This window comes from Hydrogenophaga sp. GW101-3F08, from assembly GCF_059424585.1.
Window position 1 is genome coordinate 164,707 of record NZ_JBWKZP010000005.1, and the last position, 15,112, is coordinate 179,818.

Genomic DNA, 15,112 nt, shown 5'->3' on the forward strand with positions numbered 1-15,112 from the left:
ATGCGTGCGCGACAACGGGGCTTCACGATGCTGGCGGTGCTGGCGGCGCTTGTGCTGCTGGCCTTGTCTTTGCAGGGCGTGATGTGGGTGGTGTCCACCCAGGCACAGCGTGAACGCGAGTTGGAGTTGTTGCGTGTGGGCGCGGCGATTCGGGATGCGATTGGCCGGTATGTGGAGTCGTCACCGGGGGTGGTGAAACAGTGGCCGCCCAGTCTGGAGGCCCTGTTGGACGATCGCCGTTCGGTGGTGCTGCGGCGGCATTTGCGCCGCCTGTATGCCGACCCGATCCAACGCTCCGACGAATGGGGCCTGGTGCGTGCCCCTGATGGCGGGGTGGCGGGGGTGTATTCCTTGAGCCATGCGCCTTCGATCCGTACCAGCGGGGTCGATCTGGCCGTGTATGGGGTGGAGCCGGCGGCGCGCTATGTCGACTGGCGTTTCGTCTATGTGCCGCCCTCGAAGGCCTTGGAGGCGCCGCAATGAGCCAGACCTTCCGTGTGCGTCTGCTGCAGGAGGCTTCGGGGAGCGTGACCGAGGAGGTGCGCGAAGCGCCGTCCGAGGCCGCGCTGCGGGCCCGCTTGCTGGCCGATGGCCTGGTGCCCCTGGGTATCCGCCCTGTTCGCCAGTTTCTCCCGCCATGGAAACGAAAGGCGGCACCGTCGTTCGCGCTGTTCTGCCGGGAGTTGCGCACCTTGATTCAGGCGGGCATGACGGTGGTGGAAGCGGTGGACACCCTTTCGGCGCGGGAACGGGCCATGGGAAACAGCGGGTCCCTGGCGGCCCAGCTGTTGCGCCACCTGGAGCAAGGCAAGTCCTTGTCCACCGCATTGGTGGAGACGCCGGGTGCGCCGTCCGTTCTGGTAGCGGCGGTCAAGGCCGGGGAACGGACCAGCGATCTGGCCCAGGCCCTGGACGACTACCTGCGTTTTGACACGATGATCACCGCGCTCAAACGCAAGGTCGCCAGCGCGGCCATTTACCCCGCGTTGGTCACGACCTTGGGTGTGGGTATTTCCTTGTTCCTGCTGTTGGTGGTGATGCCGAATTTCGCACGGATGTACGCGCAGGTGCGCGGCGATGCGCAAGGTGCCGCGAGCTGGATGATTGAGTTGAGTCTGTGGGTCAGTGCCCACCACGCCCTGGCATTGACGGCGGTGGCTGTGTTGATCCTGGCCGCATTGGCCTGGGGCTGGAGCGGGATGGCCAGGCGCCAGGTCATGGTCTGGATTCAGAAACCAGCGTACGTTCGGCGCAGGGTGGAAGATTTTCAGCTGGCGATGATGTTCCAGGCGTTGGCGCTCATGCTCAAGGGCGGTTACCCCATGACCGAAGCCCTGGCGGTGGCCAGCCGCTCCGCGCTGGACGAAAACCTGGCCCGGTCGTTGCGGGATGCGCTGGCCCGGATCGAGCAGGGCGCGCCGGTGGCCCAGTCCTTGAGCGACGCGCATTTGTGTGATGAGGTGGGGCGACGCCTGATGGCGGCGGCCGAGCGCAACGGCAGCTTTCATCTCGCGGCCGATGTGGTTTCGCGCATGCATGGTGAGCGCTTTGAGCTGTTTGTCGAGCGACTGACGCGCATTGTCGAGCCCGTGCTGCTGATGGCCGTGGCGCTGATGGTGGGCGGTATCGTGGTGATGATGTATCTGCCTGTCTTCGACATGGCCACCCGTTTGCGTTGACCTTGTATGACACCAGAACGACTTCAATCTTTGATCCAAGAGGCCAGGCGGCAACCCTCTGAGCTGGAGGGCTGGCTCTGGGAGCGCCTGCTCGCGGCCGGCGGCGTGCCGGCCGAGCAGTTGGCGCGGTGTTTGGCCGACTGGCAAGGGGTGGAAGTGCTGCCCATGGCGCCGACGTTCTGGCGCGCGGCGACGGTCTTGTCGGCCGATGAGGCTGCGGCGCTGCTTGTGATCGAACAGGCCAGCTATCTGCTGGTTGACGACCCGTGGTCGGCCGAGTCGATGCGCCGGCTGGACGGCGCGGGCCGAGAGGACCTGCGCCTGGCCATCGCCTTGCCCGGGCAGCGAGCGCAATCAGGGGCGGGGCGTTCGCGTGTGGTTGCGGATACCTCCAAACTCGAAGCCTCACCCGCGGTGCCTCAGGGTTCGGTGGTGTCGTTCGTGAATGAGGCCATTGCGGGTGCCTATGCGGGTGGCGCGAGCGACATCCACTTTGAGACGAACCGCAAAGGCATTCATGTCAAGTACCGCCTGGACGGCGTCATGTCGGCAGGGCCGGCCCTGGAGGACCCGGCCAAGGCCGAGGAAGTCATCTCCCGCATCAAGGTCATGGGGCAGTTGGACATCACCGAACGACGGCGCCCGCAGGACGGACGCATCCGCTGGCAAAGCGATGCAGGGGACGGCGTGGACCTGCGGGTGTCCATCATGCCCAGCATTTTTGGCGAGGACGCGGTGCTGCGGTTGCTGGACAAAGCGCAGCTGCGCCACGAGACCGCCACGATTTCGCTGGACCTGCTGGGGTTTTCAGCGGAGCTGGCCCGCAGGGTCCGGGCGTTGGCCTCCAAGCCGCACGGCATGCTGCTGGTGACCGGCCCGACCGGCAGCGGCAAGACCACGACGGTGTACGCCGCTCTGTCCGAGGTCAACGATGGGTTGGAGAAGATCATCACCATCGAGGACCCGGTGGAGTACGAGCTGCCAGGCGTCTTGCAGATTCCCGTGAACGAGCAAAAGGGCCTGACCTTTGCGACGGGGCTGCGCTCGATCCTCCGGCACGACCCGGACAAGATTCTGGTCGGGGAAATCCGCGATCCGGAGACGGCACAGATTGCGGTGCAGTCGGCCCTGACCGGGCACCTGGTGTTCACCACCGTCCACGCCAACAGCCTGCCGGATGTGTTGGGCCGTTTCCGGCATTTCGGGATCGAGGCGTTTGCCCTCGCCTCGGCGCTCAATGGGGTGGTCGTGCAGCGTTTGCTGCGCCAGTGTTGCCCGGATTGCATCCAATGGCGTGATCTGTCGCCGCTGGAGCAAGCGCAGTTGAAGCAGGAGGCTCTGCCCGTTCCGGCCAGGGTGCCTGTGGCGGCGGGATGCCCCGCCTGCCGTGGGACGGGTTACCGAGGGCGCTTCGTGCTTGCGGAAGTGCATGTGCTCAACGATCGGGTTCGCGACATGATGCTGGCCCAGGAGAGCATGTCGGCGTTCAAGGATCTGCTCTACGGCGATGGCCGACATCGGCTGGCTTACCAGGCACTGGAGCTGGTCGGTGACGGACGCACCACGATCGAGGAGGTCCACCGTGTGGTCGGTCTGGGCTGAGCGACTCGATTTGTACGTGTGCAGGGGCCAGGTCTGGATCCGGCGTCCCGGCCGGCCCATGGCCTCGGTGACCGCACCCACGACGCTGCCCTTGCAGGCGTTGCTGCGCAAGGTGGACGAGGCGCTTCGGGCGGATGCACCCGGGTCGCGCTGTCGCGTCCATATCAGCTTGAGCGCGCAGCTGTGCCCGCCGGTGATCTTCGAGGTGCCCAAAGGCATCCATTGGAAAGAACGGGCCTGGATCGCACAGCGCAAGGCGGCATTGCATTGGGGGTTGGCTGCCGAGCAGGCCGACAAGATGGCTTGTGTGCTTTCGCCCACGGTTCATGGCTTGGCGGCTGCGATGCCTGGCGCCATGCTGGAGCTGATTCGCCAGTGGGTTGGGAGCCAAGGGTGGCGATGTGTCGCCGTTGAACCCATGTGGTCGCACTTGACCCTCGCCCATCGAAAGCTGTTGCGCCATGCCTCCGGTCTTGAGTTGCTGGAGCCGGATGGCGGGCCGGTGGTGCTGGCGGCGGGTGTCGATGGCGCGCGCGTGCGGCTGGCCTGGACATCCCGCAGCGGTGATCCGGCGAACAGCACGGGCGGTTGGAAGTCCTGCTTTGAGGTGGAGGCGACATGAAGCCGCTGCACATTCACTTTGTGACCCGGCGGCCGCGTTTTCTGGCGGCGGCCATGGTGGTCGTCTTGCTGCTGGCGCTGTCTGCGGGTGTGTGGCTGGAGTGGCAGGCCAGGGCGGCGCGAGCCGACGTGCAGAAGAAGATGGCAGAGCTCCATGCGAACATCCGGGGGGCCTTGGAGGTGCGGAAGCCCGAGGGTTCTCCGCAGGCAGAGCCACCCTGGGTCAAAGAGGCCGATGCCACGCTGCGCCACGACTGGAACAAATTGATGGGGGGGCTCGAAGGCATTGACATGCCTGGCATACGACTGCTGTCGGTGCAGGCCGGCACCTACCCTGACAAGGTTCGGGTCGAATACCAATTGGACGGATGGACGCGTGTGGCGGAGTTGTCCTATGCGCTGAACCACATGAAGGCTTCATCGGGGCACTGGTCCTTGATCTCCGTGGGCGCCTCGAACAGCCAGACCCTGTCGGGCTCCGGCATTCGGGCGGTCTGGGAGCGTTGAGCGAGGGCCGGGGCGATGCCCCGGTGGCCTCTCACCACTCGGCAAAGCTGCCGTCCTTGTGGCGCCACACCGGGTTGCGCCAGCGGTGGCCTTCGGTGGCGCGTTCCTGCACGTAGGCCTCGTTGACCTCGATGCCCAGGCCCGGGCCGGTGGGGATGGTGACCATGCCGTCCTGGTAGGCGAACACCTCGGGGTTGCTCACGTAGTCCAGCAGATCGTTGGCGGCGTTGTAGTGGATGCCCAGGCTCTGCTCCTGGATGAAGGCGTTGTAGCAGCCGGCGTCGATCTGCAGATTGGCCGCCAGCGCGATGGGGCCCAGCGGGCAGTGCAGCGCCAGCGCCACGTCGTAGGCCTCGGCCATGGCCGCGATCTTGCGCGTTTCGGTGATGCCGCCGGCGTGCGAGGGGTCGGGCTGGATGATGTCCACGTAGCCTTCGGACAGGATGCGCTTGAAGTCCCAGCGCGAGTACAGCCGCTCGCCCAGCGCGATCGGCATGGTCGCCACGTGGGCCAGCTCCTTGAGCGCCTCGTGGTGTTCGCTCAGCACCGGCTCTTCCACGAACATCAGCTTGTAGGGCTCCAGCTCGCGCACCAGCACCTTGGCCATGGGCTTGTGCACGCGGCCGTGGAAGTCCACGCCGATGCCGACGTTGGGCCCCACGGCCTCGCGCACGGCGGCCACGTTGGCCAGGCAGCGCTCGATCTTGTCGTGGGTGTCGATGAACTGCAGCTCCTCGGTGCCGTTCATCTTGACGGCGGTGAAACCCCGGGCCACGGCCGCTTTCGCGGCGGCGGCGGTGTCGCTGGGGCGGTCGCCGCCGATCCAGCTGTAGACGCGGATGCGGTCGCGCACGCTGCCACCCAGCAGCTCGGACACCGGCACGCCCAGCGCCTTGCCCTTGATGTCCCACAGCGCCTGGTCGATGCCGGCGAGCGCGCTCATGTGGATACCGCCGCCGCGGTAGAAGCCGGCGCGGTACATCACGGTCCAGTGGTCTTCGATGTGGCGCGGGTCCTTGCCGACCAGGTAGTCGGCGAGCTCTTCGACCATCGCGGCCACGGTGTGGGCGCGGCCTTCGAGCACGGGCTCACCCCAGCCGGTGATGCCTTCGTCGGTCTCGATTTTCAGGAAACACCAGCGCGGTGGCACCAGGAACGTGGTCAGTCGGGTGATCTTCATGGAAACGTGCTCGTCGGGAATGGGGTGAGGGGTGTTGGGGCGTCAGGCAGCGGGGCAGGCCAGGCGCCAGGCCTGCATGAAGGCGGCGGCGTGGCGGGCCACGTCGGCGGCGCTGTCGCCGGGGCGGTACAGGGCCGAGCCCAGGCCGAAACCGCTGGCGCCGGCGGCGGCATAGGGCGCGATGCTCTCGGGCGTGATGCCGCCCACGGGCACCAGGGCTACCGGGGGCCTGAGCACGGCGCGCCACGCTTTCAGCACGGCGGGGCTCAGGGCTTCGGCGGGAAACAGTTTGAGGATGTCCGCGCCCGCGGCCAGCGCGGCGTAGGCCTCGGTCAGGGTGGCCACGCCGGGCGCGCAGGCCATGCCGGCGGCCTTGGCCGCGCGGATCACCGCCGGGTCGCTGTGCGGCATGACCACGATCTGCCCGCCCGCGGCGGCCACGTCGGCACAGGCCTGCGCCGAGATGACCGTGCCGGCGCCCACCAGGGCATCGGCCGGCAAGGCGTCGCGCAGGGCGCGGATGCTGGCCAGCGGATCGGGTGAGTTCAGCGGGACTTCGATGATGCGAAAGCCCGCGTCGTACAAGGCGCGGCCGATGGCGACGGCCTCTTCGGGCCGCAGGCCACGCAGGATGGCGATCAGGCCGCACTCGGACAGGGCCTGGTGAAAGGAGCGGGGGATGTTCATGTCGGTGTTCCAGAGCGGCGGCGCGGGGGGCGCTTCATACCAGTTCAGCGGCCTGGGCGATGCGCCACAGGCCCAGGGGCGTCACGCCGGAACGGATCTCGGGCGTCGGCAGGCCCTGCGCTTCCAGCGCGGTCGCGTAGCGCAGGCACAGCTCCGGCTCGCCGCACAGCACCACCGCCGGACCGTCCCGCAGGGTGGACGCCAGCGCCGCCACCTCGTGCCCGATCAGCAGCCCCGACAGGTAGTCGGGCTGGGCGCTGCCGGGGAGCTGGCGGGTGAGCCCCAGGGTGCGCACGCTGAAGACGGTGGAGAGCACGCCCAAAGCGCCCAGCTTGGAGCACGCCACGCGCAGGCCGCGCGCGAAGGCCGGTTCGTCCTGCGGCCCGCCCAGCTCCATGGTGCGGCCCAGGATGGTGTGTTGGGAGAGCGCGGCGTACACCTCGCCGGTCATGAAGGTCTCGAAGCGGGTGACGGCGCCGTCCTCGACCCAGGCCCATTTGGTGTGCGTGCCCGGCAGGCCGATCAGCAGCCGCGACGGCGTGTGGCGCCCGGTCGCCCGGCTTTGCAGCACGCCCATGATCTGGGTCTCTTCGCCGCGCATCACATTGGGCAGCTCGCCGGCCTGCAGCAGGCCCGGCACCACGTGCAGCGGCTGGCCACCGGGGCGTTCGATCCGGGTCACCGCTTCCGCCAGATCGGCCTCGCGGCTGGGCAGCGGCTGGTAGGGTGCTTCGCGCCAGCCCTGTGCGCTGCCGACCATGCCGCAGGCGATCAGCGGGGCGGACGGGTGGTCGGCCAGCCAGTCGCCGCACAGCGCCTGCAGCGCCTGCTCGAAGGCGGCGGCCGGTGAGTCGACACCGGGGCCGGCGGGCAGGTGCATCACGCCGTGCTCGCTGCGCCGCGCGGCCAGCACCGCGCCGTGCGCCCCCATGGCATAGGTACGCAGCGAACTGGTGCCCCAGTCGAGAGCGATCAGCACGGGTGTTTCGAGCAGTTCGGATGGGTTCATATCACTTTCTCAAAGAACTGGCCGGAGCACAGCGACTCCGCCCAGTGCACCCGTGGAACCGGCTTCGCCGGGCCACCAGGTGCGTCCCCCCTTTTTGGGGAAGACGCGAAGCGGCGCAGGGGGCTCATACCTCTCAGCGTCCCCAGCGGAGCACGAGCGGGTCAAGTCGCCGCGCGATGTCCAACAACCCGCGGCGCACTTCGGGGTGCATCGCTGGGAAAGGGTGGCGGCCGGCTTCGCAGGCGATCACGCCTCCGGCCTTCATCAGGGCCTTGGCGGTGAGGATGCCGCCCTGGCGGTTTTCGTGGTTGATCAGCGGCAGCCAGCGCTGGTAGAGGGCGAAGGCCAGATCGTGGTTGCCCAGGCGGTGCGCTTCGATGATGGGGCGGATGCCGTCGGGGAAGGCGCCGCCGGTCATGGCGCCGGTGGCGCCGGCGTCCAGGTCGGCCAGCAGGGTGATGGCTTCTTCGCCGTCCCACGGGCCTTCGATGGCGTCACCGCCCAGTCGGATCAGCTCGCGCAGCTTGCTGGCCGCGCCGGGCGTCTCGATCTTGAAGTAGGCCAGCTGCTCGATCTCCTGCGCCATGCGCGCGAGGAACGGGGCCGAGAGCACGGTGCCGCTGGCGGGGGCGTCCTGCACCATGATCGGAATGGAGATGGCGTCGGACACGCGGGCGTAGAACTCGAAGATCTGCGGCTCGGGCACGCGGAAGGTGGCGCCGTGGTAGGGCGGCATCACCATCACCATGGCCGCGCCCATGTCCTGCGCGCGCTTGCTGCGTGCCGCGCAGACCGAGGTGCCGTAGTGCGTGGTGGTCACGATCACCGGCACGCGCCCGGCCACGTGCTCGAGCGACAAACGAGTGAGGGTCTCGCGCTCGTCGTCGGACAGGGAAAACTGCTCGGAGAAATTGGCCAGGATGCACAGGCCGTCCACGCCGGCGTCGATCATGAAGTCGAGGCAGCGCTTCTGGCTCTCCAGGTCGAGCGTGCCGTCCTCGTGGAAGGTGGTGGGCACGACGGGGAAGATGCCGCGGTAGCGCGGCATGCGGGAAGAAGAGGTCATGATCGGATCAGTGTGAATGACGGGGCACGGCTGAGCCGCGGCAGCCGACGAGGAAATCAAAGTCGCAGCCTTCGTCGGCCTGCAGCACGTGGTCCACGTACAGGCGCTGGTAGCCGCCGCGCCCGCCCATGTCGGTGTTGTCCAGTGCGGCCAGGCGTTCGGCCAGTTCGGCGTCGCTGATGTCCAGGTGCAGGCGGCCTTCTGCGCAGTCGAGTTCGATGAAGTCGCCGTCGCGCACGGCGGCCAGCGGGCCACCGGCGGCGGCCTCGGGCGCCACGTGCAGCACCACGGTGCCGTAGGCGGTGCCGCTCATGCGCGCGTCGGAGATGCGCACCATGTCCTTGATGCCCTGGCGCAGCAGTTTCGGGGGCAGGCCCATGTTGCCCACCTCGGCCATGCCGGGGTAGCCGCGTGGTCCGCAGTTCTTCATCACCATCACGCAGCTGGCGTCGATGTCGAGGCTCTCATCGACGATGCGTTCCTTGTAGTGCTCGAGGTTTTCGAACACCACGGCGCGGCCCCGGTGCTTGAGCAGCTCGGGCGAGGCGGCCGAGGGCTTGAGCACCGCGCCGCGCGGCGCCAGGTTGCCGCGCAGGATGCAGATGCCGCCGTCGGCGATGAGCGGGTTGTCCAGCGTGCGGATCACCTCGTCGTTGTACTGCGGGGCCTCGCGCACGTTGTCCCACATGCTCTTGCCGTTGACGGTGAGCGCATCGGGGTGCGGCAGCAGATTGTTTTCGCCCAGGCGGCGCAGCACGGCGGGCAGGCCGCCGGCGTAATAGAACTCTTCCATCAGGAAGCGGCCCGAGGGCTGCAGGTCCACCAGGGTGGGCGTGCCCTGGCCGATGCGCGTCCAGTCCTCCAGCTCCAGCTGCACGCCGATGCGGCCCGCGATCGCTTTCAGGTGGATCACCGCGTTGGTCGAGCCGCCGATGGCGGCGTTGGTGCGGATGGCGTTCTCGAACGCTTCGCGCGTGAGGATCTTGGACAGCGTGAGCCCTTCGTGCGCCATCTCCACGATGCGCCGGCCCGACATGTGGGCCAGCACGTAGCGGCGCGCGTCCACGGCCGGAATGGCCGCGTTGTGCGGCAGCGAAGTGCCCAGCGCCTCGGCCATGCAGGCCATGGTGGAGGCCGTGCCCATGGTGTTGCAGGTGCCGGCCGAGCGCGACATGCCGGCTTCGGCCGCGAAGAACTGGTGTTCGTTGATCTCGCCCGCCTTCAGCGATTCGTGCAACCGCCAAACGGCCGTGCCCGAGCCGATGTCCTTGCCCTCCAGCTTGCCGTTGAGCATGGGGCCGCCGGTGACGACGATGGCCGGCACGTCGCAGCTGGCCGCGCCCATCAGCAGGGCGGGCGTGGTCTTGTCGCAACCCACCAGCAGCACCACGGCGTCGATGGGGTTGCCGCGGATGGCTTCTTCCACGTCCATGCTGGCGAGATTGCGCGTGAGCATGGCGGTGGGGCGCAGGTTGGACTCGCCGTTGGAGAACACCGGGAACTCGACCGGAAAGCCGCCCGCCTCGTAGATGCCGCGCTTGACGTGTTCGGCGATCTTGCGGAAGTGCGCGTTGCAGGGCGTGAGCTCGCTCCAGGTGTTGCAGATGCCGATGATGGGGCGGCCGTCGAACTCGTGGTCGGGGATGCCCTGGTTCTTCATCCAGCTGCGGTACATGAAGCCGTTCTTGTCGGCGGTACCGAACCATTCGGTGGAGCGGAGTTTGCGTTTGGGGGTGGTCATGGTGTGTGGGGAATGGGGGGAAGCAGGGGATCAGGACCGCTTGGACGCGCGGTGCGTCAGCAGGCGTTGCAGCAGGCAGAAAACGAACAGCAGGATGCCGACGACGATGCGGGTCCACCAGGAGCTCAGCGTGCCGTCAAACGAGATCAGGGTCTGGATGATTCCGAGCATCAGCACGCCAAACAGCGTGCCGGCCACGTAGCCCACGCCGCCGGTGAGCAGGGTGCCGCCGATCACCACGGCCGCGATGGCGTCGAGCTCCATGCCAACGGCGTGCAGGCCGTAGCCCGAGAGCATGTAGAAGGTGAACACCACGCCGGCCAGTGCCGAGCAGAAACCCGAGAGCGTGTACACACCCACCAGCGTGCGGCGCACCGGCAGGCCCATCAGCACGGCCGACTGCTCGTTGCCGCCCACGGCGTAGACCGCGCGGCCAAACGGCGTGTTGTGGGCGATGAACACCGCGGCCAGCAGCACGGCGACGGCGATCACCGCGCCCAGCGAGAGCGAGGCGTCTTCCCACAGCGGCAGGCGCCACTGCGCCAGCTCCGAGTAGGGCTCGCTGGTGATGCTGATCGAGTCGATGCTGATGAGGTAACACAGGCCGCGTGCGAGGAACATGCCCGCCAGCGTGACGATGAAGGGCTGCAGCCGGAAGCGCTCGATCAGGAAACCCATGAAGGCGCCGAAGGCCGTGCCCATGAGCAGCACCAGCGGAATCGCCACCAGCGGGCTCCAGCCCCGGTGCTCCACCAGCGCGGCCAGCACCATGGTGCTAAGCGCCACCACCGAGCCCACTGAAAGGTCGATGCCGCCTGAGAGGATCACGAAGGTCATGCCCACCGCGACGATGATCAGGAAGGCGTTGTCGATCAGCAGGTTGAGGAACACCTGGGCCGAGAAGAAGCCGGTGTAGAGCACCGAGCCCATGGTGGCCATGGCCACGAACAGCGAGATGGTGGCGATCAGCGGCAGGAACTTGGGGTTCAGGCGCGAGCGCACGGTCTTTTGCGGCATAGGCGCCACGGGATTCGCTGCGGCGTCGAACGAGGGGGTGGGGACCGCACTCATGACGACGCTCCCTGCACGCCGGGCCGGCGCACCAGCACACCCACCTGGGCGCGGAACTCGGGCGACTGCAGCAGCATCACGATGAACACCACCACCGCCTTGACCACCAGGTTGATCTCGGGTGGCACGCCCAGCGAGTAGATGGCGTAGGTCAGGGTCTGGATGATGAGCGCGCCGATCACGCTGCCCACCAGGCTGAAGCGCCCGCCGGTCAGCGCCGTGCCGCCCAGGGTCACGGCCAGGATGGCGTCGAGCTCCAGCAACTGGCCGGCGTTGTTGCCATCGGCGCTTTTCACGTTGGAGCTGATGAGCAGGCCGGCGATGCCCGCGCACACACCGCAGAAGGTGTAAGCGGCCACGATCAGGCGGCGCGACTGCACGCCGGCCACACGCGCCGCCGTCGGGTTGATGCCCACGGCCTGCACGAACAGGCCCAGCGCCGTGCGCGTGACGGCCAGGTACAGCGCGGCGAACACGGCCGCCACGATGAACAGCGAGAACGGCAGGCCTGCCAGGTAGCCCCCACCGAGGAAGAAGAAGGGCTTGTAGTAGATGGTGATGATCTGCCCGTCGGTGATGAGCTGGGCGATGCCCCGGCCCGCCACCATCAGGATCAGCGTGGCGATGATGGGCTGCATGCCCACCTTGGCCACCAGCACGCCGTTCCACAGGCCGCACAGCGCGGCCACGCCGATGGCGCCCCCGATGGCGAGCGGCATGGGGAAACGGGTCTCGGTGCCCGCCACCGAGCCGCCGATCATCCAGGCCGCCACCGCCGCTGCGATGGCCACCACCGCGCCCACCGAGATGTCGATGCCGCGCGTGGCGATCACCATCGTCATGCCCAGCGACACCAGCACCAGCGGCGCGGCGCGGTTGAGGATGTCGATCAGGCTGCCATACAGGTGGCCGTCGCGCCACTCGATGTGCAGGAAGCTGTCGTTGAACACCGTGTTCACGATCAGCAGCAGCGCCAGTGTGATCAGCGGCCAGGCGAGGCGGTGCCGCAGCGCGGCGCTCAAGGGATGGGTTTCAGACATGTTCGGCGGCGATGAGTTCGTAGACGGCGTCTTCGCTGCTCCCGGCCGGGAGTTCACCGACCTTGCGGCGGTCGCGCAACACCACGATGCGGTGCGCCACGCGCACCACCTCGCTCATTTCGGAGGAGATGAACAGCACGGCCATGCCGGCCTGCGCCAGGCGCAGGATCTGTTCCATGATTTCCTGCTTGGCGGCGACGTCGATGCCGCGCGTGGGCTCGTCCAGGATCAGCAGACGCGGCTCGATGGCGAGCCAGCGCGCCAGGATGGCCTTCTGCTGGTTGCCGCCCGAGAGCAGGCCGATGGGTTTGTCCACGCTCTCGGTCTTGATGCCCAGCAGCTTCACGTAGCGCTCGGCCAGCGCGGTCTGTTCGGCGCGCGAGAGGAATTTGCCCACGCCCATGCGCGCCTGCAGCGCCAGCGCGATGTTCTCGCGCACCGAGAGTTCGGCCACGATGCCGTCGGTCTTGCGTTCTTCGGGGCACAGCGCCAGGCCGTGGCGGATCGCGTCCATGGGGTTGGAAAACGCCACCGTCTTCCCGTCGATGCGCAGCACGCCACGGTCGGGCGACTCCAGGCCGAACAGCAGCCGCGCCAGCTCGGTGCGGCCCGCGCCCAGCAGGCCGGCCAGGCCCACCACCTCGCCCGCGCGCACCCGCAGGTCCACCGCCTGCAGCTGGCCGCTCTGGCCCAGGCCCTCGGCCTGCAGCAGGGCCGGCGTCACGTCGTCGAACACGGGCGACACGGGCGCCTCGGTGGACTGCGCGGCCAGCTCGCGCCCCAGCATGGCCGCGATCAGCGCCTGCGCCGGCAGCTCGCCCACCGGCCACTCGCCCACCCAGCTGCCGTTGCGCAGCACGGTGATGCGGTCGGAGATGGCGTAGACCTGGTTCAGGAAGTGGGTCACGAACACGATGGCCAGGCCCTCGCTGCGCAGGCGGCGCAGCACCTCGAACAGCTTCTGCACCTCGTCGTCGTCCAGGCTGGAGGTGGGTTCGTCCAGGATCAGCACGCGCGACTCGATGCTGAGCGCGCGCGCGATCGCCACCAGCTGCTGCACGGCCACGGGGTAGTCCGACAGCAGCCGCGTCACGTCGATGTCCAGCCCGATGCGCGCCACCAGCTCGCGGGCGCGCCGGTTCAGCGTGGCCCAGTCGATGCGGAAACCTTGCGCGAGGCCCAGGCGCGGGTAGCGCCCGGCGAAGATGTTCTCGGCCACCGAGAGGTTGGGGCAGAGGTTGACCTCCTGGTACACCGTGCTGATGCCCAGGCGCTGCGCGGCCCGTGGCGAATCGGGCCAGGCCGTGGTCTGCCCCTGCGCTCCGCCGCCCAGCCGCATCTGCCCGCCGCTGGCTTCGAGCACGCCGGTGAGCACCTTGATCAGCGTGGACTTGCCCGCGCCGTTCTGCCCCATCAGCGCGTGGATTTCGCCCGGGTACAGACGCAGCTGCACGTCGCGCAGCACGGGGATGCCCGAGAACTGCTTGTGAACGCCCGTGAGCTCCAGCACGGGGGTGGGGGTGGACGTGCTCATCTCAGGTCGTCATGTGGTGCCGGAGTGCGAACCGCAACGCATGAAGCAGCCCAGGCCAGGGCACCGCCGGGCCGGCTTTGCCGGACGGCCAGTGCCGCCCCCTTGAGGGGGTCGCGCGGAGCGCGGCGGGGGTGTTCCATATTCATGCCTTGTTCTTGTTGTAGACATCGACCAGAACGGCCGCGAGCAGCACCACGCCCTTGATGACCTGCTGGTAGTCGATGCCGATGCCCAGGATGGACATGCCGTTGTTCATCACGCCCATGATGAAAGCGCCGATGACCGCGCCCATCACCTTGCCGACACCGCCCGAGGCCGAGGCCCCGCCGATGAAGCAGGCGGCGATCACGTCGAGCTCGAAGCCCAGGCCGGCTTTCGGCGTGGCGGTGTTCAGCCGCGCGGCGAACACCAGGCCGGCCAGCGCGGCGAGCACGCCCATGTTGACGAAGGCGTAGAACGACAGGCGCTCGGTCTTGATGCCCGAGAGCTTGGCCGCTTTCTCGTTGCCGCCCATGGCGTAGATGCGCCGGCCGATGGTGGTGCGGCTGGTGACGAAGTCGAACAGCACGATCAGCAGTGCCATCACGATCAACACGTTGGGCAGGCCCTTGTACGACGCCATGAGGTAGGCGAAGTAGATGAGCAGCGCGGCGAAGGCGGCGGTCTTGATCAGGAAGAAGGCGGTGGGTTCGGCGTGCACACCGTGCTTGAGCCGGTTGGCGCGCGAGCGCACGCCGGCCACGGTCAGCGCCGCGGCCACCGCCACGCCCAGCAGCAGCGAGGTCACGCGCAGGCCTTCGGCGTCGAACAGGTCGGGGATGAAGCCCGAGCTGAGCATCTGGAAGGCGTCGGGGAAGGGGCCCACCGACTGACCGGCCAGCAGCGCCAGCGCCAGGCCCTTGAACACCAGCATGCCCGCGAGCGTGACGATGAAGGAGGGGATGCGCGAGAAGGCGACGAACCAGCCCTGCGCCGCGCCGATCAGGCCGCCACACAGCAGGCACACGATCGAGGCCGGCACGAAATGCCATTCGTATTCCACCATCAGCACCGCGGCCAGCGCGCCGATGAAACCGCAGACCGAGCCCACCGAGAGGTCGATGTGGCCGGCCACGATCACCAGCAGCATGCCCAGCGCCATGATGACGATGTAGCTGTTCTGCAGCACCAGGTTGGTCAGGTTCAGCGGCTGCATCAGCGTGCCGTCGGTCATGTACTGGAAGAAGCCCATGATGGCCACCAGCGTGATCAACATGCCGTATTCGCGGAAGTTGTGCTTCAGGTGGTCCAGCGGCGATTTGCCGTGGTGGGGGACGGCATCGGTGGGGGTCACGGCGGTGGCGGGTGCGGTGGGGGTGGGTGTCATCTGGCTCAT

The 15,112-nt window shown here is 68.0% G+C and carries 14 protein-coding genes; 5 read left to right on the forward strand and 9 right to left on the reverse strand.

What is annotated here, in order from left to right:
- The 5 genes from AC07YZ_RS14790 to AC07YZ_RS14810 are packed head-to-tail and all read left to right on the forward strand — an operon-like array spanning position 1 to position 4,409.
- Positions 1-483 carry a prepilin-type N-terminal cleavage/methylation domain-containing protein gene (locus AC07YZ_RS14790; protein WP_494795282.1) on the forward strand — a complete coding sequence of 161 codons (483 nt, stop codon included), beginning with the start codon at positions 1-3 and terminating at the stop codon, positions 481-483.
- Positions 480-1,679, forward strand: a complete 1,200-nt coding sequence (locus tag AC07YZ_RS14795) for a type II secretion system F family protein (RefSeq protein ID WP_494795283.1) — start codon at positions 480-482, stop codon at positions 1,677-1,679. Before AC07YZ_RS14790 ends, AC07YZ_RS14795 begins: the two co-directional genes overlap by 4 nt.
- A gap of 6 nt (positions 1,680-1,685) precedes the next feature.
- A complete protein-coding gene (locus tag AC07YZ_RS14800; protein WP_494795284.1) occupies positions 1,686-3,281 on the forward strand; it encodes a GspE/PulE family protein in 1,596 nt (531 codons plus the stop codon).
- 58 nt (positions 3,282-3,339) lie between these two features.
- Positions 3,340-3,903, forward strand: coding sequence for a hypothetical protein (locus AC07YZ_RS14805; RefSeq protein ID WP_494795285.1), 564 nt, complete (start codon positions 3,340-3,342; stop codon positions 3,901-3,903).
- A complete protein-coding gene (locus tag AC07YZ_RS14810) occupies positions 3,900-4,409 on the forward strand; it encodes a hypothetical protein (RefSeq protein WP_494795286.1) in 510 nt (169 codons plus the stop codon). The genes AC07YZ_RS14805 and AC07YZ_RS14810 overlap by 4 nt, the downstream gene beginning before the upstream one ends.
- Positions 4,410-4,440: 31 nt before the next feature.
- On the opposite strand, the gene dgoD is transcribed toward AC07YZ_RS14810, so the two are convergent.
- The 9 genes from dgoD to mmsB form a co-directional block, all read right to left on the reverse strand.
- On the reverse strand, positions 4,441-5,589 hold the full coding sequence (gene dgoD / locus AC07YZ_RS14815) for a galactonate dehydratase (protein ID WP_226494283.1): 1,149 nt from the start codon (positions 5,587-5,589) through the stop codon (positions 4,441-4,443).
- Between the two features lie 42 nt (positions 5,590-5,631).
- A complete protein-coding gene (locus AC07YZ_RS14820) occupies positions 5,632-6,276 on the reverse strand; it encodes a 2-dehydro-3-deoxy-6-phosphogalactonate aldolase (RefSeq protein WP_226494282.1) in 645 nt (214 codons plus the stop codon).
- A gap of 34 nt (positions 6,277-6,310) precedes the next feature.
- On the reverse strand, positions 6,311-7,285 hold the full coding sequence (locus tag AC07YZ_RS14825; protein WP_494795287.1) for a 2-dehydro-3-deoxygalactonokinase: 975 nt from the start codon (positions 7,283-7,285) through the stop codon (positions 6,311-6,313).
- Between the two features lie 133 nt (positions 7,286-7,418).
- Positions 7,419-8,351 carry a dihydrodipicolinate synthase family protein gene (locus AC07YZ_RS14830; RefSeq protein WP_494795288.1) on the reverse strand — a complete coding sequence of 311 codons (933 nt, stop codon included), beginning with the start codon at positions 8,349-8,351 and terminating at the stop codon, positions 7,419-7,421.
- Between the two features lie 7 nt (positions 8,352-8,358).
- Positions 8,359-10,092 (reverse strand): IlvD/Edd family dehydratase, encoded by a 1,734-nt coding sequence (locus AC07YZ_RS14835; protein ID WP_494795289.1) that lies wholly within the window; start codon positions 10,090-10,092, stop codon positions 8,359-8,361.
- A gap of 30 nt (positions 10,093-10,122) precedes the next feature.
- Positions 10,123-11,163, reverse strand: a complete 1,041-nt coding sequence (gene yjfF / locus AC07YZ_RS14840; RefSeq protein WP_226494278.1) for a galactofuranose ABC transporter, permease protein YjfF — start codon at positions 11,161-11,163, stop codon at positions 10,123-10,125.
- Positions 11,160-12,203: an ABC transporter permease gene (locus AC07YZ_RS14845; RefSeq protein ID WP_226494277.1), complete on the reverse strand. Its 1,044-nt coding sequence runs from the start codon at positions 12,201-12,203 to the stop codon at positions 11,160-11,162. The genes yjfF and AC07YZ_RS14845 overlap by 4 nt, the downstream gene beginning before the upstream one ends.
- On the reverse strand, positions 12,196-13,737 hold the full coding sequence (locus tag AC07YZ_RS14850) for a sugar ABC transporter ATP-binding protein (RefSeq protein WP_494795290.1): 1,542 nt from the start codon (positions 13,735-13,737) through the stop codon (positions 12,196-12,198). Before AC07YZ_RS14850 ends, AC07YZ_RS14845 begins: the two co-directional genes overlap by 8 nt.
- A 142-nt stretch (positions 13,738-13,879) precedes the next feature.
- Positions 13,880-15,112 carry a multiple monosaccharide ABC transporter permease gene (gene mmsB, locus AC07YZ_RS14855; protein ID WP_494795291.1) on the reverse strand — a complete coding sequence of 411 codons (1,233 nt, stop codon included), beginning with the start codon at positions 15,110-15,112 and terminating at the stop codon, positions 13,880-13,882.